Origin of the sequence: Glaesserella sp. (genome assembly GCF_041817755.1) — a bacterium.
GTDB lineage: Bacteria > Pseudomonadota > Gammaproteobacteria > Enterobacterales > Pasteurellaceae > Glaesserella.
Genome location: NZ_JBGYBX010000036.1, coordinates 1 through 22,997 on the forward strand (window position 1 = coordinate 1; position 22,997 = coordinate 22,997).

Genomic DNA, 22,997 nt, shown 5'->3' on the forward strand with positions numbered 1-22,997 from the left:
ACCGTCTTTGATCTCATACGCTAAATTATCACGAATAATAATTTCAGAACTGTGCTTTGGTTTCTTTAATTTTTTCTCTGAAATCAAGCGTGTTTTTTCCGCTTGAATACGTTTCAGTAATTCACTGGCGGGCTCATCCGTTGGAAGTTGCTCTGTTAGTTTGCCCTGAATTGCAGCTTGTAAAATAGATTTTTTAAGTTGTTCAGGGAAATTTTTATTTAATGCAGTAAGTTGTTGTTCCTTTTGATCATATTGTTCGATAAATGGCAATAGCTCTTCAATTTTTGCAACAATGCGGTGTTGTTCGTTTAATGGGGGAAGTGGAATTATTGTATTTCCAAACTCTGTCCCTGATATTTCTTTAAATGTTGTTCCTGATGCTCGGCTTTGAATTTCAGGTGTTAATTGGATTAAACAATAATAAATATAGTCAACTAAACTTTTCACATATAAATCAATAGATTTAAAACCTTGATTTGTACAAAGTGTATTTTCTGTTATAGCAATATAACCAATAGGAGCTCTACTAGAATAAATAATAGAATTAGTGGACAATAATCTTGTTGATGATGAAGACAATCCTTTTTCTGTAATATTTCTATTACCCGATTTTATATATTTTCCTATAACATATTTCATATCTGCTGGGGTAACCCAAGGAATAGTACCGTTTTGCCAATTATCAATATCGGTGGTTTTAGGTGTACCACCGCCAATAATTTCACCTAATTCACCAAGCTTCACCCAAACCCAACTCTCAGGAATATCAAACGGTGGCTCGATCTTCGAATAAGGGGCTTTATCGGCAGATTTTTTGCTTTTTTTGATTTTTCCTTCTGCGATCAAGCGGTCTTTTTCTGCCTGAATTTTGCAGAGTAATTCACTGGCAGGTTCATCATTAGGATCTTGTGGTACAAGTTTTCCAGAAATGGCTAATTGTAAAATAGCATTTTTTAATTGTTGGGCTTTCATTTTTTATTTTTTACCTGTTTGCTTAATTGCTCAATAGCAATTAAATCTTCTTCATCTGCTTGTTTCGCTAACATTTCACGCCGTTTTTGTTTAAAAACAGTATATTGTTGATCCGTAAAATCGATCATTTGCTGACGTGAACGAGAGCCACTCCCTGATAAAACTGTAAATCCATTATCTTCAATAATACTGTCGATACGATTTCTCCAAAAACTCAGCGTTAAATCTTGACGATTTTTAGCTCTTAATTCTGCACTTTCTAGAAAAATTACGGTAAGTCGATTGAGCGTATCAATTTCATCTTCGTTTAAATAATTTTTTGAAACAATAATATCAGCTTTTAATACTCGTTCACCGCTCCAACTTGTTAGCCCCATATTCGGTTTAGCCGCATCAGCTCTCTGACAAATAAGCTCCGCCGCAGTCTGTTTTGTAACAGCATAAATTAATTTGTTTTGTGCTTCTGCAAAAAACATTTCCGTAGCTTTATCTGTCTTATCATAATCGCTAGATAATTTAAAAAGCTCGCGGACCTTTTGATAAAAACGCATTTCACTAGCTCGAATATCTCGAATACGTTCAAGTAATTCATCAAAGTGATCTACTCGCCCCTTTGGATTTTTTAAGCGTTCATCATCAATTAAGAAACCTTTTTCAAGATAATGCCGTAAACTAGTATTTGCCCAACGGCGGAATTGGATACCTCTAGGGCTACGAACTCGAAATCCAACAGCAAGAATCATTGATAAAGCATAATGTTTTACTTGATAAGTTTTACCATCATCAGCAGTTATAAAGAAATTCTTTATAACTAAAACTTCATCTAACTCTTTGTCTTGTAAGATATTTTTTATATGTAAGCCTATATTTTGAACAGAGGTATCAAAAAGTTCAGCTAGTTGATTTTGCGACAGCCACACATCGTCATCACTTGTAAAAAGTGAAACTTTGGATTTTCCATCTTCGGTGTTATAAATGATTAAATCACTCATCTTTTCCCCTACAATTTAATCCCCAAAATCCCCGTAATTTCCCCTAAAATGCGGTCAATATCTGCATTTAAAGCGGTTCGTTTTTGCTGATAATTTGCAATAAGTTCATCTGGCGGTAGAATTTCTTCTTCCTCGTGTGGGAAACCACAAAGATCAATATTAAATTGACGATCGGCAATTTCTTGGAAACAGTAACAACGAGCCTTGTCAAAGCCATCAATTTCAATAGGCTGACGGTTATCCCACCATTCCATAACATCATTGAAATGTTCTAATTTCATTGGCTTCGTTTTAGAGAAATTTTTATAACCCTGTGGCATATCCAGACGATAAAACCAAGTTTCTTCAGTCGGTTTGGTGTTATCAAAGAATAAAATATTAGTCGTGATAGACGTATAAGGGGCAAACACGCTGTGTGGTAAACGAATAACAGTATGTAAATTCATTTCTGTCATCAGTTTTTTCTTAATTGCCATTTTTGCGTTGTCTGTACCAAATAAGAAGCCATCAGGCAATACGATTGCTACTCGTCCATTTTTCTTCAAACGGTACATAATAACCGACATAAATAGGTCAGCTGTTTCGCTAGAACGCAAGGCAGCAGGGAAATTGGTTTTAATTTGATCAATTTCCGCACCGCCGTAAGGTGGGTTCATTAAAATAACATCAAACTTATCTTTTTCTGTATAATCTTTGACGGGCTTTTCAAGAGCATTGTCGTGATGGACATTGGGATTATCAATATCGTGCAACAACAAGTTTGTAATACAAAGCAAATGTGGCAATGCTTTTTTCTCAATACCATACACAGAATTGTTAAATAAAGTGCGGTCGGAAACAGACGAAATTTGAGCTTCTAATACTTTCAATGCGGAAGTTAAAAATCCGCCCGTTCCACAAGCAAAGTCAGCAATTCGTTCGCCAAGTTTTGGTTTGATCATTTTAACCATAAAATCGGTGACTGCTCGTGGCGTATAAAACTCACCGGCATTACCTGCACTTTGTAAGCTTTTTAGGATATTTTCATAAATATCACCAAAAGCGTGACGTTCTTGGTATTGCTCAAAGTTGATTTCATCAATGATATTAATAACTTGGCGAAGCAAAATACCATTTTTCATATAATTGTTATTATCTTCAAAAGCGGCTCGAATAATCCGCTTATTCATTGGCATATCTGAAGAAATTAACAAATTTTTAAGTGTAGGAAACAAATCATTGTTGACAAAAGAGAGTAACTCATCGCCTGTCATTGCTTTTCCGTCTTTGTTATCTTTTGCCCAATTTGACCAACGTAACTTTTCTGGAATGATAGAACGATATTCATCATTCAATAGTTCCCATTCCTGTTCTTTAGCATCATAAATTTTAAGAAATAATATCCAGACAATTTGTTCAATACGTTGTGCATCACCATTAATTCCCGCATCATTTCGCATCACATCTTGCAGGCATTTTACTAAATTATTTAGGCTCATTTTGTTCCTTTTTATAGTGTAGTGCTAATTAAAAATTTCCGTTTGTTATTCCGAATAAATCATCTTTTCTAAGCCTTTTACAGCTTTTTGGTAAAGTTCCTTACCGCCAAATTTTTTAACAATAGAAACGAGCCCACCTAAAGGGCTAAATTGTGGTGTTTGTAATAATTCGGTTTTGGAGAGATCTTTTGAGCCTGATTTCATATATTGATCAAGCAATAAACCTAAGACTTGCTGATTTTCAGCAGAGTATTGATTGAGATAATGACTTTGTTTGACTCTCTCGACTCGTTGCTTTTTGGTTAAAGGTTTTTTACCAAAACCAACGGAAGCGATAACGTCTAGATCATCAAATTCTTCGGATAGGGCTTGTTTTTTTCGTAGTGCGTTGAGCCATTTGGAATCGGTGTAAAATTTTGCTGGAATTTCACCGCTTGTTAGCCATTGGTGTTGTAATTGCTCAAAGCTAGCAAAATCTTTTTGAATTTCACGTTTTGAAAATACATCAATGTCTTCTGAAATTAATTCCCCTTTCTCATTAAGATATTGTACTTTCTCATCTAAAATTCTTAATTTGAGCAAGCCAACTTCTATAATAGGTTTATAAGTCGGTTCGGGTTCGCCTACTCCATCGTTAGACTTCTTAGTGGAGCTATTTTCATCGTCGTTTTGATTATCAAAAGATTTACCTGCTGGCACGTCAAGAATAACGACTGGTTCACCATCAAAATCAGGATCGGCAAATAATTTTGTTACGCCACGAAAATCTAAAATAGTAAAAAACTCTTTGCCTGCGTCTGGACGTAAACGTGTACCACGCCCGATAATTTGTTTAAATTCAGTCATTGACTGAATATTGGCATCCAGCACAACCAGTTTACAGGTTTTACTATCCACACCTGTGGTCATTAATTTAGATGTAACGGCAATAACCGGATAGTCTTTACTTTCATTATGTACATCACAAAACTCTTCCAAATCAACACTTTTCCCTGATTGATCGCCTGTGATTTGGCAAATATATTTGGAATTTTGCTGTAACATATCGGCATTTAAACGGCAAAGCTCTGCCACCATTCGCTGTGCGTGGTTGATATTGGCACAGAAAACGATAGTTTTATCCAAGCGGTTGGTTTTCTTCAAAAATTCGCTAATCCGTTCTGCAACCAAGCGAGTACGGTCATCTAGAATAATGTTGTAATCAAAATCTTTTACCGTATATTCACGATCTTCAATTTCATTACCCTCTTTATCTTTCATTCCCTTAGTTGGTCGCCAGCCTCGGTCACAATCAAGATCTACACGAATTACCCGATAAGGAGCTAAAAAGCCGTCTTCAATACCTTGTTTTAAACTATAAGTATAAATTGGTTCGCCAAAATAAGTGATGTTGTTGGCATCCGTTGTTTCTTTTGGGGTTGCAGTTAAACCGATATGCGTTGCTTCATTAAAATATTCCAAAATCGCACGCCAGTTAGAGTCTTCTTTCGCACTACCACGATGACATTCATCAATAATGATTAAATCAAAGAAAGACGGCTGAAATTGCTTAAAGAGTTCATTATCTGCAGAACCATCAAGCTGTTGATATAACGCTAAATAGACTTCAAAAGCACTATCAAGCGTTTTATTCGTGACTTTTACCATTTTGTCTTTAAATGGTTTAAAGTCCTGGGTCATCGGTTGATCAACTAATACATTGCGATCTGCCAAAAACAGAATTTTCTTTTTTGTTCCACTTGTTTTTAATCGATGAATAATTTGGAAAGCGGTATAGGTTTTTCCCGTCCCCGTTGCCATAACCAATAAAATACGTGGCTGTCCTTTTGCGACAGCTTCAACGGTACGGTTAATTGCAATTTCTTGATAATAACGGGGCTCTTTGAATGTTTCCGTTGCACTTGTGTAATAAGGTTGTTGAATAATTTTCAGCTCTTCTGGCGTATATTGTTTTGACCAACGCTGATAAAGTTCATCAGGAGTGGGGAATTGATCCATATTTAAAATGCGTTGAACACCTGTTATGAAATCATGCTCAATAAACTCATCGCCATTAGAACTGTAAGCAAAAGGAATATCAAGTAAGCGTGCATAATCCATCGCTTGTTGCAAACCATCCCTTGGGGTATGTTTATTATCTTTAGCTTCAACAATAGCAATTTTTTGATTAGGTGAATGGTAAAGTAGATAGTCAGCCCGTTTGGCATCTAATCGATGGGCTTTTTGGGTTTTAGGATCAACGATCATCTGCCCATCAGTAAAATACTTATCCGATTTAAAGGAAAATTCTTCTCGCATTTGACGATCAGACCATCCCGCTCTCTGAATCGCAGGGGTAATGAATTTTGTGCGAATATCTTGTTCGCTCATCTTCTTTTTTTCTTGAGCACTAAACATAGGCAATTCCTTCCGATAAGTCAAACTTATGGGAAGGAATTATAGCGAAAACAGTTCAAAATAAGAATCTATAAAGCTAATTGCAATACTTAATTTACAGGAGATGAGAAATATTGGTACGTTGTGGCTTAACATTCCCACTTCGCAAACTCAACAAATTCCGTTAATTCAGGATATTGTTTGAGCCACTTTTGCCACTGAATTTTATCGATCTCAATGTCGACCAAGCGATCGCCGAATTCATTAAAATGTTCGGCTTTAATACAGTGCTGATTGCAAAATTTTGTGTAAATCTGACCGCTTGTTGCGGGGAGCAGCACCGTTTCACGCACTAATTCATTTTTCAAACGGATTCGCATTGCCTCAAACAGCAGATCAATGCCTTGATTCTGTTGTGCCGAAAGGTAAACCGCCACAGGTTTACCGTCATCGTTGTATTCGATATGCGGTTCAATGCCGTCCAAACGATCGACTTTGTTATACACGAGCAAGGTTGGGATATCTAACGCCTCAATCTCATCTAACACTTGGTTGACCGCATCAATATTCTCATTTTTACGATCGTCCGCTCCGTCAATCACGTGGAGTAACAAGGTTGCTTCCGTGGTTTCTTGCAGGGTAGATTTAAATGCAGAAACTAAGTCGTGGGGTAAAAAGCGAATAAAACCCACGGTATCCGCCAAAATCGCGGTGCCGACATCTTGAATTTGAATTCGTCTTAATGTCGGGTCAAGGGTAGCAAACAGTTGATCGGCGGCATACACGCCGGCATCTGTAATCGCATTAAACAGTGTGGATTTACCTGCATTGGTATAACCCACAAGGGAGATGGTCGGAATATCGGCTTTTTGACGGGTTTTGCGGTTCTGATCCCGCTGTTTACTCACCTTTTCCAAACGATTTTGTAGTTGTTGGATCCGCACCTTGATTAAACGGCGATCCGTTTCTAGCTGCGTTTCCCCCGGGCCTCGTAAGCCTACCGCACCGCCTGTTTGCTGATCTTGATTGCCTAAACGACGAACCAAACGTGTGGATAAATGACGAAGCTGTGCTAATTCGACTTGCAATTTGCCTTCGTGAGATCTTGCTCTCTGAGCAAAAATATCCAAAATCAAACCTGTACGATCGACGATTCGACAATCGCAAAGGGATTGTAGATTACGCGTTTGCGCTGGGCTGAGTTGGTGGTTAATCAAAACTACCGTGGCATCAAAATCTTTGACTGCATCAGCAATTTCTTGGGCTTTACCTTGACCAACATAGTATTTGATATGGGGAGCGGAACGTGTGGTTGTCAATGTGGTGACAACTTCTACCCCTGCGGATTCGGCAAGAGTTTGAAATTCCATCAGATTTTCAACATCTTTGGTTTGAGAAAGGTAAAGATGCACCAACACGGCTCGTTCTTTATCAGGCGTATGTTGCCCGTTTTCAGACAGAGTAAAACCAAACACCGATCTCTCCGTGTTTGGTTTTGACGGTAGAGAGTGAGAAGTCGTATTCAGTTGCAACTATTCCGCTTTCTCCGCCACATCACTTTGCTGTGGTGTGTGACCTGAATTATTATTGTTGTTATGCGAAATTGCACGTGCAGGGACAACCGTCGAAATAGCATGTTTATACACCATTTGACTGACCGTATTCTTTAAGAGAATAACGAACTGATCGAATGATTCGATCTGCCCTTGTAACTTAATACCATTAACAAGATAAATTGAAACGGGAATACGCTCACGACGAAGCGCATTTAAGTATGGATCTTGTAAAGACTGACCTTTTGCCATTTTCTTTTCCTTCTAATAATTATATTTCTATGTAAATTTTAGGAAGATAAAATATTTATCATCCCACCGCCAAAGGCAAAATGATATTACCACAGTTATTTTATTTTGGCGCCAAATTTTCAATGATTTGCATATAGGAACCATGCGGATCCAAGCTGTCAAGCCACTCCAATTCACTGCTCCAACCTCTTAACCAGGTTATTTGACGTTTTGCCAACTGTCGGGTTGCACAAATCCCTTTGAAAATCGCTTCGTCCAAACTGATATTACCGGCAATGTATTCCCACATTTGACGATAACCAACGCACCGGATAGACGGTAAATCCGGTGTTAAATCCCCCCGCTCATACAACGCACGTACCTCTTGTTCGAAACCCTGTTCGATCATTTTATAAAAACGCTGTTCAATACGTTGATGTAAGATCGCACGTTCTTGCGGCGCAATGGCAAACTGTAAAATATCGTAAGGGATTGCTTCACCTTGTTGCGCCGTCAACTCGGTCATCGTCTTACCCGAAATATAAAAGACCTCCAAGGCTCGGTTGATGCGTTGGCTGTCATTCGGGTTGATTCGCGCAGCAGAAATCGGATCGATTTGCTGTAAATCCCGGTGTAATGCCGCCCAACCGTGCTGTGTCGCCTTGGATTCAATTTCGGCCCGAACCGCGTCGTCCGCAGACGGTAATGGCGATAGTCCTTCCAACAATCCTTTGTAATAAAGCATGGTGCCGCCGACCAGCAGAGGAATTTTTCCTTGAGCGGTAATATCCGCCATTTCACGTAAAGCGTCTTCACGGAAATTCATGACCGAATAACTTTCCCGCGGGTCGAGGATATCAATCAAACGATGAGGCGCAAGCGCAAGTTCCGCTTTACTCGGCTTTGCCGTACCTATATCCATGCCTTTATAAATCAATGCGGAATCGACACTGATCACTTCCATCGGAAGCGTTTGGCACAGTTTGACGGCTAAGTCCGTTTTGCCCGATGCCGTCGGGCCCATTAAAAAGATGGCGAGTGGTTTTGACATTGAATAGATTCACGAAAATAACAAGCGGTATGATTTTAGCGAAACTTTGCAAAAATGCCACCGAATCTCACCGCTTGTATTCGTGATTTCCACGAATTATTCCGTCACCGAGAAATCTTTCAAGGTATTTTCCGCCAATTGCGGACAACCTCGCCATGTGCAGCCTGCTTTTGTTGCACCGAAAACACCGTGATAATCTTGTTCGCTGCCTGCGGTACGGTAGAACATACCGCCTATATCTTGTGCTTCGTCACCATAGAATGCCCCTTTGGTAACAATATCATTATAATTTCCGGTAAAGGTATTACCGCTAATCATACCGCCGAAGACCGCTTTTTCACCCTGACTATCGGACACGGTCACTTTGACTTTTTTATCATTAAAGTCCGCAACGGCTGAGGAACTTAGCTCCGTATAAGCACCGTCCTTACCATAGAATGCCGAACCGACATATTCAAACACACCTTTCGTCGGCATCGGATCCAAGTCGGTTCCCCTCGCCCCCAATTCGGTACCATAGTACATATGATCATAGCGAGATGTTTCTACGGTGGCTTCCGGGGTTAAATGCCCTTGGACAAACAGCGTCGTCTTACCGTCTAAGGTCACATAGCCGTAACGCATTTGTGCAAATTCACTGTCATATCTCACCTTAGGTAAACTGCCGACGTGACCGGTTAAATTCTGTGTACTACCCTCCGGCAAGTCGGCATTCGTTAACGCCTTGATATTATACGTTTCGTGTGAACCTGCTTTTCGGGCATCAATTTCTGCTTTTGAGAACAGCGTGACGGTCGTACCGTCGACAATTAACTGATTCAGATCACGATGCTCGTTAACCAGCGGATTATCCGTCAGGTTTTTCCCTTCCACCGCCAACAATTTCCCGTTTACATAACTGAAGTGCGTTGTTTCCGTTTTGGTAAGCCCTGTCCATTCATCCACTTTGGAGGTTGTGACCAGCTCTAAAGGCTGGTTCAAAAACCCTTTTTTCAGCTCGGTTTTATTTTGCTCAATACGCTGAGCCTCTGCGCGTTTTTCCGATTCAATGTGATCTTCCAACGCTTTTTTCGCTAAAAGTGCTTCCTCGGCTTTTTTTTCAGCCTCCGCTTGTGCCGCTTCCGCCGCTTGTAATTTTTGCGCCAAACCCTCTAACGTGCTCTTGGCACTTGTCGCCTCTTTCTCAGCAGCTTCTTTTGCGGCAACGGCTTCCTTCGTTTTTTGTTCCGCAGCTTGTAATGCCTGTTGCGCCTCTTCCGATTTGGCATGCGCTTCTTTTAGTTCGGTATTGGCTTGACTGCTTAAATAATCATTCACACCGGATTTACTCCCGTTTGAACAAGCCGTTAATGCCAAAATACATGCCGTAGTGAGAAGAGATAAAGAATGGGTTTTCATGAGTCGTTGCCTCCTAAACAGAATGAATATCTTTATAGTGAAAAATATGTTTAACACGCAAGAAAGTTTAACAACTAACAAAAACAAACTCAACCTTGTTGATAATAATTATTATTTGATGATAGTCTTTTTGATTGATAAAATAAGCGGAATAAATTCAATAAAAATAAATAGGAAAACATATGATGACCAAATTACTGCTTTCTCTCATTGCAACCGGTTGTATCGGTACGCTAACGGCATGTTCCAGCAGCAGTGGAGGCGGTGGCGGCAATGCTCCGGTGTATTTTACCGAAAAACCGACCACAAACGCCGACACGAATACATCCGCCACCGATTCCGGCAACGATAGCGCCATACCGTCCGATTCGACAATCCCGCCACTCAACACAGCAAGCCCGATCAACGGCAATCTGTTTCAAGGTCAACACGGTGATAAATTTGTAGGGGCGCTTATCACCATCAAGAATAGCGGTGAAACCACAGGGCAAAATTTAAAAAGTTATTTAGGCGAAGATCTGAACGTGTTAATGGTCAACAACGTTGAAGTCCCGTTATTACCGGTCAGTGCGGAAGATGATCAAGCAGGGTTTAAAACGATTTCGCCAATCGACAAACTCGGTTTAATCCACGGATATACCAATAAAGCGACAAGCGAATACCGTGATGTGCGTTACTATCAATTCGTCCGCTTCGGCGTACTCAATATGAACAGTCAACACACGTTATTCGTTCAAGGCTTACAAACGCCCGTCAGCGGCACGGTCAGTGAGCTGGAAAACGGCTATGCCACACTATATGCGATGCCTAAAAGCGGTAAATTTACCTATAACAAAGGCGATGCACTCTACGGTAAAGACGGCAATTACCAACAACTCATTGCGAACGTCACCGCCGATTTTACCAATAAGCAGTTACAGGTTTCGTTAAAAGAAAGCGCTACCCAAAGCGAGAAACTGGCGTTTTCAAGCCGCATTGACGGCAATACCTTTAGCGCAAGCCACAACGGTATAGACAGTAAGGGCGCTTTCTACGGCAGCCAAGCAAACCAAGTTGCAGGCGTGTTTTATCGAACGGAAGGTGAAGAAGCGGGTTATCACGGTGTTTTCGGCGCTACCGATAAAAGACGGGATGCACAATAATAACACGGATATGTCCGAACGGTTCTCCATAAAAAATCTCCTCGGCACGAGGAGATTTTTTATCGACTTGGCGGCTAAAATTTCACTTCCATCATCAACGCAAAATTTCGTCCCGGCGAATAAAAACGCTCCAGCCCTTTGCCCTCCCGATCAACCGTGTTTGTCGTACTCTGTAAATTAATACCGCGTAAGGCATCCCACGTATGATATTTACGGTTAAAAATATTATAGGCGCCCGCCCGTAAGATGACATTTTTTCCGACCTTCACAAAACCGAATATGTCAAATAGCGTTGCCGAACCGTTTAAAAACGGATAGGTTTCCGTTCCGCCGTTTCGATCATAATAATACGTCAGAATTTGGGCGTCTTTCGCTTTCTTCGCCCCTAAATAGCTCCAACGTGCTTGAATGCTCCAACGGTCCTGCGGATCATCATAGCCCGCCCCCAAAATCACTTTTACCGGTTGAATGGAGAGCAAACTTTCATCGGTGTTATAAAGCTTACCTTTGGAATAACCGATTGCCCCCATGACGTTCCACCCTACCGGTATTGACGAAATCCATTGTTCCAAATTCGCTTTGCCGCTAATTTCCACCCCTTCGATTTTCGCTTTATCAATATTGACCGCTTGTTGGAACAAGGTGGAATAGTAAGGCGAAGAACAGCGAAAATCACAGTTCGGATTGAGTTGCCATCCCAACGTTTCCCTTTCGTATAAAAAGTCCCGATATTGGGTTCGATACAGTTGAATTGCAAAATTCCCGGCAGAACTGTCCGCTTGTAATGCGAGAGTGTGATTCAAACTCTGCTCAGGTTTCAGATTCGGATTAGCCAACCAGTTACCCGACGCATTCAAAAACGTGAAATACATTTCGGATGCCGAAGGTACACGGTAGCCGCTGGATAAATAATAACTGCCTTTCCATGTCGGGTTAAACTGATATGCGATCCCCGCATTACCGCTTAAGCTTTGGAATGTCGTGCTGTTGGAAGATACTTGCCCGCAAAATTGGCAATAAACGTCCGAGGATTTTGGCGTGATTTTGGTCAAATCATAACGCACCCCGACCTCGCTTGACCATTTATCGTTCCAAATCACCTTATCCTGTAGAGCAAGATATGCCTGACGGGTTTTAATCGGTTTTTGAATCATATAAGAATATACCGCTTGGTAATTTTCGCCGAAACCGACAATATCCCTATTGATATTTTTAAACATTTTTTCCGAATAGGCACTCTTCAACGATAGCGTATGCGTACCGAACGCCGTTTCTATCGGCACACCGTCAGCGCGGAAACTTAACCGATGGAAATCGTTTTTCATATTGCGATCATACACATCATCCAAATCGCCCGGCTGAGAACCTTTAAAGTTAATGGCTCCGGTTGTCGTCTTCTGCCAATCATAGTCAACTTTCACATAGGCCAAACGGCTTTCCGTCGGGAAATATTCATAAGCTACATTGAGATTATCCCGCTCGGTAATATCTTTGGTATTACGCCAAGCGTTTGCCGTAAAGGTGTATGATTTCTCTTCCGTATTATTTTCATGATTCTGCCCGGAATAAGACACGCTGAGACGATGGTGATCGTTAAAGAAATAGGCGAGTTTAGCCAAATAATTATGATTTTTATGATGTGACGGATCCGGAATTCCACGAGAGGAGCCGTAAGTATCCTCCCCGTTCCCCAAACTGCTTAATTCATGCCCGCGACGTTGAGAATACAGCCCGACGATTTCCCATTTTTCATCTTTATAGGCGGTACCCGCCGTATACGTCCATTCACGGTTTTTGCTCGCATAACCTGAACGTAGCAGTACGCCGAACTTATCCCCTTCGGGGATAATATCATCGGCAATGACCGTACGATAACTGATGCCGCCGCCTAACGAACCGCTACCTTGGTTAAAGGAATCGGAACCGCGCATAATATCGATCCCCGTTACCAATTCGGGGTCTATTTGAATACGGGAACTGTTAAAATTACCGTAACGGGCGTATAAACTGTTTTCTTCAAAATCCGGTAGTGCAACCCCGTCAATACTGATACCGACACGGTTTCCCTCCACCCCGCGCATGGCAAAGCCTTTATTATGCCGACCGTTATCGCTAATTCCGACATCGGTGGTATAACGCACCAAATCCCTCGTCGTCATGATCAATTCATCTTGAATAATACGCCGGGATTTCTTGATTTCCCCGGTCGATTTACTCTCCTCTTTTGCAACAACCTTCACCTCGTCCAATTCCGCCGTTTCCGCATAAGCCATATTCCAACATGCGAAGCCGATCATGCCGGTTAAAGGTAACACCGTTCGTTTTTTCATATTTCCTCATATCAATCATTTTTATACTGTGAATAAATTATAACGGTAGCTTTAGCCATTTTCCACACAAATGAGAATAAATCTCTTTTGTAAAAAATTTGATTTTATACCGTTCTCATTTTAAAATCTAAAAATTGAGAATTACTATCAATAATAAAAATGACAGCACTTCAACAACAAATCGCACAGCTCTTAGCTGAAAATCCGAATATCATCACCCTTGAAATTGCAGAAAAGCTGAACATCCCGGAAGGGCAAGTACTTTGCAATTTACCGCGCGAATCCGCCCGCTTGTTCCCTGCAGAACGTGCGGAAGAAATCCTGCAAGCCGTCAGCCGATGGGGAACTTTCACCACCATCATTGAAAAAGCCGGGTCGATTTTTGAAATCAAAGATCGCTTTCCGAGCGGCATCGTCGGGCGCGGTTATTACAATTTAAATATGAAAGCGCAAGAAGGGACGTTACACGGGCATATAAAACTCGACAACATTGCGCACATTGTCTTTGTCAGCCTGCCGTTCCGCGGTAAAGAGAGCTATCACATCGCTTTTGTCGCTCACAGCGGTGAAACGATGTTTAAAATTTATCTCGGCAGGGACGAACAACGTCAGCTCTTACCCGAACAAGTCGAAAAATTTAAAACATTTCAATAAGAAGGAGAAATTATGTCAAATCGTCAAGAAGTCTTACAAAATCGTTTGGGTCCTGAAATCCAAGAATTTAAAGCCAAAACGAAAACATTGGTACTTGCCACTGTCGATAAAGAAGGAACGCCTAACGTGAGTTATGCGCCGTTTGTGATCAACAACGGCGAATATCAAGTACTGATTTCCACCATTGCCCGCCACGCTCGCAACTTACAGGAAGTACCAAAAGTATCATTAATGTTGCTGGAAGATGAAAGTCAAAGCCGTGAAATTTTTGCCCGCCGCCGTTTGACCTTTGATGCAACCGCTCGCATTGTTGAACGTCATAGTGAAGAGTGGAATGACGGCATTGCCAAATTAAAAGCCCGCCACGGTGATTTAATCGATGAGTTAGCAACCTTACAAGACTTCAAACTATTCTGCTTTAAACCACAACAAGGGTTATTTGTAAAAGGGTTTGGTAAAGCGTTCCAAGTGAGTGCTGATGAGTTAGTGAATTTTGTTCATCTTGATGAAGGGCATAATAAGGAAATCGGTCCGCACGAGAAAGAGGCATAATTGTAAAAGGGCGAAAACTCGCCCTATTTTTACAATCCTAGCGCATATTTCAACGCTTGTTTTTTCAACGGCGTTGCACGTTCTGCTACAATTAACGCAACATTACGCGCAACTTTCACAGGTAATAAATCTGTCTTAAAGGTTTTATAGAATACGTCCATTCCTGTTTGCATTAACAGATTATCAGGCTTACGTTTTTGTTCGTAACGTTTTAACACCGCTTCATCTGCAAAATTCTGCCCTTTTCCGACCGCTTGTTCGACGATCTCAAGTAAGGTTTTCACATCTCTAAAACCGAGATTAACCCCCTGCCCTGCCAGTGGATTAATCGTGTGAGCAGAGTCCCCAACTAAGACAATCCCATTTCGCACATAGCTTTGGGCGTGCTGACGTGTGAGCGGAAAACTCCCGTGAGCGGTCACTTCAACCTTGCCTAAACGACTCGGAAAATAGCTCTGAATCTCTGCACTCAATTTCTCTTTTCTCATCTGTTGCAATTGAGCAATGCGTTGTGGCGAATCATACCAAACCACACAACCGTTATGCTCAAGTAACGGCAAAAAGGCTCTTGGGCCGCTTTCAAAAAACTGTTGCCAAGTGACACTCTGTTGCGGTAACGCGGTTTTGACTACGGCAAGCAGACAATGTTGGCGATATTGCCAGCTCGTCAAACCTATACCCGACCAGCGACGCACAAGGGAATTTGCGCCATCACAAGCGATTAATAGCGGTGCGGAAAACGCCTGCTGATCCAGCTCGACCGTCCAAATACCGCTCTCATCACGATTTGCAGAAATCTGCTCAAAACCGACCGCTTGCTGACAGTTCGGATATTGTGCCAACGCTTGCCAAAGTCCAAGCTGAATGAGGTTGTTTTCCACCATATAACCCAACTTATCTAAGCCAAGATCATTCGCGTGAAAAGCGGTGTTAAAGCCATCAATTTCCCAAGTTTCCAAGCTGTCATAAGGGCAAACCCGCATTGCTTCAATCGCCCGCCACGCCCCTAGTTTCTCCAACAACGCAACGGAAGCCACACTAATCGCCGAAATTCGCACATCATAAGGTGCACTTGGATCAAATGTCGGCAACGGATTTTTCTCAATCAGCACAACCTTTAGCCCCAGCTTTGCCAACCCTAACGCTGTCGCCGCCCCGACCATTCCGCCACCCATTACAATCACATCTTGTTGAGCCATCGTCATTTTCCTCTCAAATTTGTTAGGCGGAAGTTTACTACAAGCGGTGCGATCCGCATTGATTTTTGCAAAATTTTTGTGACACTCGTCGAAAAATGATTTTCTCTCACTTGAGTTTCAACCATAAAGATTAACAATCCAGTGATTACTTCACAGCGTTGAAGTTCACTTGTCATTTTGTATTGAAAACATTACAATCATAGAAAATCAATTATGTACATCATTGAACAAACTGAGACCTTTAAATTATGGCTAAATGAACTCAAAGATCCTATTGCCAAAATTACCATTATCCGTCGCCTAGAACGAGCAAAAAACGGACACTTTGGAGATCATAAATCGCTAGGTGACGGCATTTATGAAATGCGATTGATGATCAACAAAGGCTACCGTATCTACTATGCAAGAAAAGGGGAAATCATCTATCTCATTATCAACGGCGGACACAAAGACAGCCAAGAGCAAGATATCGCCATAGCAAAAAGGTTTTGGCAACAATATCAACTTGAACAGGAATAAAATAAGATGAAAGATAAATCGTTTAACGAACAAATATCAACCTTCGATGCTGCTGAGTATCTCAATAACGATGAACTTATCGCACTTTATCTATCGGAAGTGCTAAAAGACGGTGATGAAGCCGAGTTTATTCAAGCGTTAAATACCATTGCCCGTGCAAAAGGAATGAATGAATTAGCCAAAAAAGCCAATATCGGCAGAGAAAGTTTATATCAAACACTTTCAAGCAAAAAACCACGTTTTGAAACCATTGTGAAAATTCTTTCAGCGTTAAATATTGAGCTAGTGCCAAAGGTTAAAACTACCCAATAGCTTTATCTTTTCACTATTTTTGTGACACTCGTCGAAAAACCAACATTTTTTGCTATTCAAAGATACACATACTTTTTAGGCTAATATAAAAAAGGAAAAAGTATGTCACTAGCCATTATTTATAGCCGAGCTTCTATTGGCGTAGAAGCGCCTTTAGTTACCATTGAAGTACATATCAGCAACGGTAGCCCGGGACTCACCCTAGTCGGATTACCTGAAAAAAGCGTCAAAGAAGCGCAGGATAGGGTGCGAAGTGCCTTAATGAATGCGAATTTTGATTACCCTGCCAGACGTATTACTATCAACCTTGCCCCTGCCGATCTCCCCAAAGAAGGCGGACGTTTTGACTTACCGATTGCCATCGGGATTTTGGCGGCATCGGGGCAAATTGACAGCGATAAACTCAAACGGATTGAATTGCTTGGCGAGCTGTCTTTGACGGGGCATTTGCGTGGGGTACACGGTGCAATTCCTGCGGTGTTGGCGGCAAGTAAAGCAAAACGGGAAATTATCGTACCACAACAAAATGCCAATGAAGTTTCCTTGGTTTCCAATACCCAAACCTACTGTGCTTCAACCTTGTTACAGGTCGTCAATTTTCTCAACAATCGCGATCAACTGCCGATTGCTCAACAGCTTTCGCAAAATATTGCCGAAAACAGACCGCTTGTCAGCCGTGATTTAACCGATATTATCGGGCAACAGCACGCCAAACGGGCATTGATTATTGCCGCCAGCGGTCAGCATAATCTGCTGTTCTTAGGTCCACCCGGTACAGGTAAAACAATGCTCGCCAGCCGCCTTGCCGATCTGTTGCCTGAAATGGAAGATGATGAAGCGATTGAAACGGCATCTGTCACCAGCCTTGTACAAAATGAACTCAACTTTCAGAACTGGAAAAAACGCCCTTTCCGCTCCCCACATCACAGTGCATCAATGGTTGCGTTGGTCGGTGGTGGCTCGATCCCAAAACCAGGGGAAATTTCACTGGCACACAATGGCGTGCTGTTTTTAGACGAATTGCCCGAATTTGAACGGAAAGTGTTAGATGCATTACGCCAGCCGTTGGAGTCGGGAGAAATCATTATTTCCAGAGCCAATGCTAAGGTGCAGTTCCCAGCTCGTTTTCAACTGATTGCTGCAATGAACCCAAGCCCGACAGGGCATTATCAAGGTACGCATAACCGAACATCGCCACAGCAATTAATGCGTTATCTCAACCGTTTATCAGGGCCTTTTCTCGACCGCTTCGATCTCTCGATTGAAGTTCCGCTACTGCCACAAGGTGCGTTGCAAAATAATACCGATCAACGTGGCGAAACCACCGAACAGGCTCGCAAGCGGGTACTTGAAGCAAGACATTTGCAATTTAACCGTCGGGGGAAAATCAACGCTCAACTGACGACCAAAGAGATTGAACAAGATTGCAAACTGGCTGATCGAGATGCGTTATTTTTAGAAAATGCCTTAACAAAATTAGGTTTGTCAGTGCGAGCTTATCACCGTATTCTCAAAGTTTCTCGCACCATTGCTGACTTGGCTGGGGAAGCCCAAATTCAACAACCGCATTTGGCTGAAGCTTTGGGCTATCGGGCGATGGATCGTTTATTACAGCGACTACAAGGAGAAAGTTAGTTCTCAAAAACCTCTAACACCAACTTACTCAAACAGTCCAACAACATCAACTCTTGATTGACCGCATTGACTTCGCGTAAATCCCGTTGGGTTTGTTGGATAATTTGATGCCCTTTGAGTAAACTTTGAGCCGTCAGCTGTTCGCTAAAAGGCAGAATACCGTTTTGCAGATCAGGATTGAGCCAACCTGTTGCGATTTGTATTTTGGCTTTCAGGGCATCGCTGAAAAACGAACCCAGCCATTCAAGCTGTTGTAGCACTTGCTCAGGCTCTTTGTCAAAAGCAGAAAAGAGCAAGAAAACATCTCGGCTTTTGTAAAAACGCCAAAAGGTCTGCAAAAAGGTTTTACGGCTTGGCAAGCGGTCAGTTTCAAGGAACCTTTTGCAAAGCAATGGGCGGTTGTGACATAAACGAAGTGCGGTTTCAATCTCACTTGGCTGTGCGGTCGGACATTCCGCCTGTAACCATTCAAAGGCTTGTGACGGCTCAGGCGTGTGAATTAACCACGTCTGGCAGCGGCTTTGAATGGTGGCAAGCATTGTGGCTTGCAAAGGAGCTTCCAATAAGAAATAGACATTTTGGTTCGGCTCTTCAAGGGTTTTCAGTAACGCATTCGCCGCCGCTTCCGTTAAACGTTCCGTACCCGCCAGATAAACTACGGCATTTCCGCCCTGTTGAGAAAACTGTTGTAATTTGGCAGTGATCTCCCGCACTTGATCGATCCCAATATCTTTATCATCAATCGGCGCTAACAGGTGAAAATCAGGGTGATTGCCACTCTGCCATAACAAACAGCTTTTGCATTGTCCGCAAGGTTGGTTCTGCTGTGGCGAATGGCAAAGCAACCAATGGGCAAAATGGCGAATAAGTTGCTCAGTTCCTAAACCGCTTTCTGTTTTAAACAATAAGGCGTGATGCCCCCGACCTTGTAGAAAAGTCGAAGTGATTTGGTGGTGGGTTTGTTGATGCCAAGGGTAAAGGTTCATTATTTCTCGTCTTGTTCTTCATTTCGGGCGGACACGTCGGTCCGCCCCTACATTTATTAGCAACCATTATTCTGTAAATAACGCATCATTTTTCCAAGAATACGGATTATTTCTCATATAGTCGCAGATCTGCAAATAAGATTGCTCATTACGAATGATATGCTCGTAATAACTTCGTTGCCACAACTTCTTATTAAATGGTTGCCAGTTATTCTCTTTTACATTTTTAATATAATGATTAGTTGTAATTGTCTTAAACCATTGAATTATCTTAAATAATGAATGTGATAATCCTTTTTCAATAAATAATATAAAGTGTATGTGGTTTGGCATTATTATATAGTCCAAACAACGAACGCCTGAAAAATGTGATGCTATTTCGAGATACCAATACTCAACCATTCTACCTGCTGAAGTCAGAATATATTGTTCATCTCTAATGTTACTCAAAACACATAACCTGTCTTGAACACAAATTGTAATAAAATATAATCCTACCTGAGAATAATCGTAATGTTGTAAACGAATAATTTTTCGTTGTGGTTTATCCATATCAACAATATTTTTGTAGGGGCGGACCGACGTGTCCGCCCGCATTAATCCTTTAATACTACTTTTAGGAAATTTTCAACCGCTTGTTGAATATCTGCCGACACTTGCTCTATCGCAGGTTCAGCGTTAATAACAACCGCTTTCGGATTGTCTTTGACTAAGGCTAAATAACGCTCACGGGTACGGTGGAAAAAGTCGATGTCGAGTTGCTCAATACGATCTAACGCCCCACGTCCCCTTGCTCGCTCCAAACCAATTGACGGTTCAATATCAAGGTAGATCGTAAAATCAGGTTCAAAATCCCCTAAAATCACCGAGCCCACATTATCCACCAGATCTGCCAACCCACGCCCACCACCTTGATAGGCTTGGCTGGACATATTGTGACGATCGCCGACCACCCATTTTCCTGTTGCCAATGCCGGCTGAATCACGGTTTCAACCAACTGGGTGCGGGCTGCAAAAATCATTAAAACTTCGGCTTTGTCGGTTGTATGCTCGCCGTCTTTGCCTTCTTTCCATAGATTGCGAAGCGCTTCAGCAATCGGCGTTCCACCAGGTTCACGCGTCGTGATAAATGGAATACCGTGAGCTGCTAAGGTTTCGCTCACGACACGTTGTGCAGTGCTTTTGCCAGCCCCTTCCAATCCTTCAATGACAATAAATTTTCCACGCATTATTTGTTCTCACTCTTTTTATTTCGCTCAATTTGGATCCACTCTCGCACCGCTTTATTATGTTCATCTAAGGTACGACTGAATTTATGTCCGCCCGAACCGTCCGCCACAAAATAGAAATAAGGCGTACTGTCAGGCTGTGCCGTCGCTTTGATCGACGCTTCACTCGGCATTGCAATCGGTGTCGGCGGTAAGCCATCAATTACATAAGTATTATAAGGCGTAGGTTCAAGCAAATCTTTCTTACGGATATTGCCATCATATTTATCACCCAAACCGTAAATGACGGTCGGATCGGTTTGTAGTTTCCAACCGTCACGCAGACGATTAATAAAGACCGAAGCGACTTGCGGGCGCTCGCTTGCCACGCCGGTTTCTTTCTCTACAATCGAAGCTAAAATCAGCATTTCATACGGCGTTTTAAGCGGTAGATTTTCCGCCCGATTTTGCCAAGCTTGTTCTAACGCTTTTTGCTGTTTTTGATAGGCTCGTTTCAACACCTCTATGTCTTTTGAATAAGGGACATAACTATAAGTATCCGGAGCAAACCAGCCTTCTAACTTTTCATGAGGTACACCAAGCAATTTAGCAATTTCCGCTTCACTTTTACCCGTTAAGGTTTGCTCTAAATAACGCGCTTTCGTCAGCTGCTCCCGCCAAGTATTAAATGTTTTTCCTTCAATAAATTGTACGTTTAGCTGAACTTCTTTACCACTGTTGAAATGCTGTAACAGTTCTTGCAACGAGTTTATTCCGTTCAACGAATAAACCCCCGCTTTGAAATTACTGAGCTCAGGGTGTAAACGGATCAAATAAGGCAATAAGTCAATATCCGAACTGTTGATGATACCCTGCTCTTTCAATAGATTCGCCAGCTTTTGGCTTGATGTGCCTTTTTCAAGGACAAATAATTGGTCCGGTGTGGTTGTCACCGCTTGGTTAGCTAACGTATCCAGCTTTTGCCATACATAAACGGCCCCGCCCGCTGCGACAATAAAAACTAACCCTATGATAAATAAAAACTTTTTAAACATTATTTTAAATCACTCAAAAATAAAAGGAGATAAACCTTACTATAACACCACAGAAAAAGCTACGACAAGCGGTGAGATTCGCTCGATTTTTTGCAAATTAATGAAATAAATGGTGGGTCGTGAAGGATTCGAACCTTCGACCAACGGATTAAAAGTCCGCTGCTCTACCGACTGAGCTAACGACCCGTGTGGGAATGGAATTCTAAAGTGGTGGGTCGTGAAGGATTCGAACCTTCGACCAACGGATTAAAAGTCCGCTGCTCTACCGACTGAGCTAACGACCCTTTAGAAAGGACGCTGAATTAAGTGGTGGGTCGTGAAGGATTCGAACCTTCGACCAACGGATTAAAAGTCCGCTGCTCTACCGACTGAGCTAACGACCCTTAATTTGCGTAACGGAGGCATATCATACGGATTTTAAAGGTTCGATCAACCTTTTTTTTCTTTTTTTAAATTATTTGCATAGTTTGCAAACGATTTAGAAAATGCAAGCGGTGCGATCTTGCAAAAAATTTGCAAGATCGCACCGCTTGTCAACGGATAGAATTACGCTTTCGCTTTTTCAGCCGCTTTTACGATGACCGCAAAGGCAGGGGCTTTCAGTGACGCACCGCCCACTAACGCACCGTCAATGTCCGGTTGAGTAAATAATTCCGCCGCATTGGCATCATTTACCGAACCACCGTATTGGATAATCACTTGATCTGCCACTGCTTGTGACTGTTTTGCAATGTGACCGCGAATGAAAGCGTGAACCGCCTGCGCTTGTGCCGGAGTTGCCGATTTACCGGTACCGATCGCCCATACCGGTTCGTACGCAATCACTGCACCGTTAAACGCTTCGACACCTAAGGTGTTTAAGACCGCGTCCAATTGACGCGCACATACTGCTTCGGTTTGACCTGCTTCGTTTTCCGCTTCGGTTTCACCGATACATAACACCGGCACTAAACCCGCTTCTTTTAATGCCGCAAATTTTTTCGCGATAAATTCATCGCTCTCTTTGTGATAAGTACGACGCTCAGAGTGACCGATAATGATATATTTCGCCCCGAAATCTTTTAACATTGCGGTTGAAATATCGCCGGTGAAAGCACCTTGCACGTTCACATCGACATTTTGTGCGCCTAATGCAATGATTTTTTTGGTTGAACAATCACAGCCGCAGCTGGCTAATGCCGCTTCCGCTTCCGCTAAATACATTACCGGCGGAGCGATTGCCACATCACAACCCGTTACTCCATCAAGTTCTCTTTTTAAGCCTTCCACTAATTCTTTCGTGAATGCTTTGCTACCGTTTAATTTCCAGTTACCCATTACTAACGGACGACGTGCCATTGTGTTTCTCCTATGT

At 42.1% G+C, this 22,997-nt stretch carries 21 protein-coding genes and 3 tRNA genes; 6 read left to right on the top strand and 18 right to left on the bottom strand.

The features are described 5' to 3' along the window. The 8 genes from ACEYKX_RS04680 to ACEYKX_RS04715 all read right to left on the bottom strand — a co-directional run. On the bottom strand, window positions 1–972 hold a 972-nt coding region (locus ACEYKX_RS04680; RefSeq protein ID WP_373780568.1), incomplete at its 3' end, for a restriction endonuclease subunit S. Beyond that, complete coding sequence (locus ACEYKX_RS04685; protein ID WP_373766611.1) at window positions 969–1,964, bottom strand: virulence RhuM family protein; 996 nt, start codon at window positions 1,962–1,964, stop codon at window positions 969–971. The genes ACEYKX_RS04680 and ACEYKX_RS04685, both read right to left, overlap by 4 nt. Window positions 1,965–1,972: 8 nt before the next feature. Continuing rightward, complete coding sequence (locus ACEYKX_RS04690; protein ID WP_373766610.1) at window positions 1,973–3,442, bottom strand: N-6 DNA methylase; 1,470 nt, start codon at window positions 3,440–3,442, stop codon at window positions 1,973–1,975. A 45-nt stretch (window positions 3,443–3,487) separates the two neighbouring features. Continuing rightward, window positions 3,488–5,839, bottom strand: coding sequence for an EcoAI/FtnUII family type I restriction enzme subunit R (hsdR, locus tag ACEYKX_RS04695; protein WP_373766609.1), 2,352 nt, complete (start codon window positions 5,837–5,839; stop codon window positions 3,488–3,490). A 128-nt stretch (window positions 5,840–5,967) separates the two neighbouring features. After that, a complete protein-coding gene (gene hflX / locus ACEYKX_RS04700; protein ID WP_373766608.1) occupies window positions 5,968–7,293 on the bottom strand; it encodes a ribosome rescue GTPase HflX in 1,326 nt (441 codons plus the stop codon). Window positions 7,294–7,350: 57 nt separating this feature from the next. Continuing rightward, window positions 7,351–7,623: an RNA chaperone Hfq gene (hfq, locus tag ACEYKX_RS04705; protein ID WP_373766607.1), complete on the bottom strand. Its 273-nt coding sequence runs from the start codon at window positions 7,621–7,623 to the stop codon at window positions 7,351–7,353. Between the two features lie 100 nt (window positions 7,624–7,723). Then, a complete protein-coding gene (gene miaA / locus ACEYKX_RS04710; protein WP_373766606.1) occupies window positions 7,724–8,653 on the bottom strand; it encodes a tRNA (adenosine(37)-N6)-dimethylallyltransferase MiaA in 930 nt (309 codons plus the stop codon). Between the two features lie 96 nt (window positions 8,654–8,749). Then, on the bottom strand, window positions 8,750–10,051 hold the full coding sequence (locus tag ACEYKX_RS04715; protein ID WP_373766605.1) for a transferrin-binding protein-like solute binding protein: 1,302 nt from the start codon (window positions 10,049–10,051) through the stop codon (window positions 8,750–8,752). A 182-nt stretch (window positions 10,052–10,233) separates the two neighbouring features. On the opposite strand from ACEYKX_RS04715, the gene ACEYKX_RS04720 reads away from it, so the two are divergent. Beyond that, window positions 10,234–11,193: a transferrin-binding protein-like solute binding protein gene (locus ACEYKX_RS04720; RefSeq protein ID WP_373766604.1), complete on the top strand. Its 960-nt coding sequence runs from the start codon at window positions 10,234–10,236 to the stop codon at window positions 11,191–11,193. A gap of 74 nt (window positions 11,194–11,267) precedes the next feature. Here the strand turns inward: ACEYKX_RS04720 and ACEYKX_RS04725 are convergent, their stop codons facing one another. Then, window positions 11,268–13,523 carry a TonB-dependent hemoglobin/transferrin/lactoferrin family receptor gene (locus tag ACEYKX_RS04725; RefSeq protein WP_373766603.1) on the bottom strand — a complete coding sequence of 752 codons (2,256 nt, stop codon included), beginning with the start codon at window positions 13,521–13,523 and terminating at the stop codon, window positions 11,268–11,270. Between the two features lie 159 nt (window positions 13,524–13,682). Between ACEYKX_RS04725 and hutX the strand changes: the two genes are divergently transcribed. Both hutX and hutZ read left to right on the top strand, forming a co-directional pair. Next, window positions 13,683–14,177, top strand: coding sequence for a heme utilization cystosolic carrier protein HutX (hutX, locus tag ACEYKX_RS04730; RefSeq protein WP_373766602.1), 495 nt, complete (start codon window positions 13,683–13,685; stop codon window positions 14,175–14,177). A 12-nt stretch (window positions 14,178–14,189) separates the two neighbouring features. Beyond that, a complete protein-coding gene (hutZ, locus tag ACEYKX_RS04735; protein WP_373766601.1) occupies window positions 14,190–14,729 on the top strand; it encodes a heme utilization protein HutZ in 540 nt (179 codons plus the stop codon). A gap of 29 nt (window positions 14,730–14,758) precedes the next feature. Here the strand turns inward: hutZ and ACEYKX_RS04740 are convergent, their stop codons facing one another. Further along, on the bottom strand, window positions 14,759–15,928 hold the full coding sequence (locus ACEYKX_RS04740) for an FAD-dependent oxidoreductase (protein WP_373766600.1): 1,170 nt from the start codon (window positions 15,926–15,928) through the stop codon (window positions 14,759–14,761). Window positions 15,929–16,141: 213 nt separating this feature from the next. Here ACEYKX_RS04740 and ACEYKX_RS04745 point away from each other — a divergent pair, with 213 nt between their 5' ends. The 3 genes from ACEYKX_RS04745 to ACEYKX_RS04755 all read left to right on the top strand — a co-directional run bounded on the left by ACEYKX_RS04745 (window position 16,142) and on the right by ACEYKX_RS04755 (window position 18,394). Continuing rightward, on the top strand, window positions 16,142–16,447 hold the full coding sequence (locus ACEYKX_RS04745; RefSeq protein WP_135675808.1) for a type II toxin-antitoxin system RelE/ParE family toxin: 306 nt from the start codon (window positions 16,142–16,144) through the stop codon (window positions 16,445–16,447). Window positions 16,448–16,453: 6 nt separating this feature from the next. Further along, a complete protein-coding gene (locus tag ACEYKX_RS04750) occupies window positions 16,454–16,759 on the top strand; it encodes an addiction module antidote protein (protein WP_373766599.1) in 306 nt (101 codons plus the stop codon). Between the two features lie 102 nt (window positions 16,760–16,861). Continuing rightward, the gene (locus ACEYKX_RS04755; RefSeq protein ID WP_373766598.1) at window positions 16,862–18,394 is read left to right on the top strand and encodes a YifB family Mg chelatase-like AAA ATPase; all 1,533 of its coding nucleotides are present in this window, start codon (window positions 16,862–16,864) and stop codon (window positions 18,392–18,394) included. Here ACEYKX_RS04755 and ACEYKX_RS04760 read toward each other — a convergent pair. The 8 genes from ACEYKX_RS04760 to tpiA all read right to left on the bottom strand — a co-directional run bounded on the left by ACEYKX_RS04760 (window position 18,391) and on the right by tpiA (window position 22,981). Then, window positions 18,391–19,380: a DNA polymerase III subunit delta' gene (locus ACEYKX_RS04760; RefSeq protein WP_373766597.1), complete on the bottom strand. Its 990-nt coding sequence runs from the start codon at window positions 19,378–19,380 to the stop codon at window positions 18,391–18,393. The genes ACEYKX_RS04755 and ACEYKX_RS04760 overlap by 4 nt on opposite strands. Before the next feature lie 66 nt (window positions 19,381–19,446). Continuing rightward, complete coding sequence (locus tag ACEYKX_RS04765) at window positions 19,447–19,932, bottom strand: transposase (protein ID WP_373766596.1); 486 nt, start codon at window positions 19,930–19,932, stop codon at window positions 19,447–19,449. Window positions 19,933–19,976: 44 nt separating this feature from the next. Beyond that, complete coding sequence (gene tmk, locus ACEYKX_RS04770) at window positions 19,977–20,609, bottom strand: dTMP kinase (RefSeq protein WP_373766595.1); 633 nt, start codon at window positions 20,607–20,609, stop codon at window positions 19,977–19,979. Next, window positions 20,609–21,643 (bottom strand): endolytic transglycosylase MltG, encoded by a 1,035-nt coding sequence (gene mltG, locus ACEYKX_RS04775; RefSeq protein WP_373766594.1) that lies wholly within the window; start codon window positions 21,641–21,643, stop codon window positions 20,609–20,611. The genes tmk and mltG overlap by 1 nt, the downstream gene beginning before the upstream one ends. A gap of 110 nt (window positions 21,644–21,753) precedes the next feature. Then, a tRNA-Lys gene (locus tag ACEYKX_RS04780) sits at window positions 21,754–21,829 on the bottom strand. A 22-nt stretch (window positions 21,830–21,851) separates the two neighbouring features. Continuing rightward, window positions 21,852–21,927: transfer RNA gene (locus tag ACEYKX_RS04785), tRNA-Lys, on the bottom strand. Between the two features lie 23 nt (window positions 21,928–21,950). Next, window positions 21,951–22,026 (bottom strand) — tRNA-Lys (locus ACEYKX_RS04790). A gap of 163 nt (window positions 22,027–22,189) precedes the next feature. Further along, window positions 22,190–22,981 (bottom strand): triose-phosphate isomerase, encoded by a 792-nt coding sequence (tpiA, locus tag ACEYKX_RS04795; protein ID WP_373766593.1) that lies wholly within the window; start codon window positions 22,979–22,981, stop codon window positions 22,190–22,192. Between the last annotated feature and the right edge of the window lie 16 nt (window positions 22,982–22,997).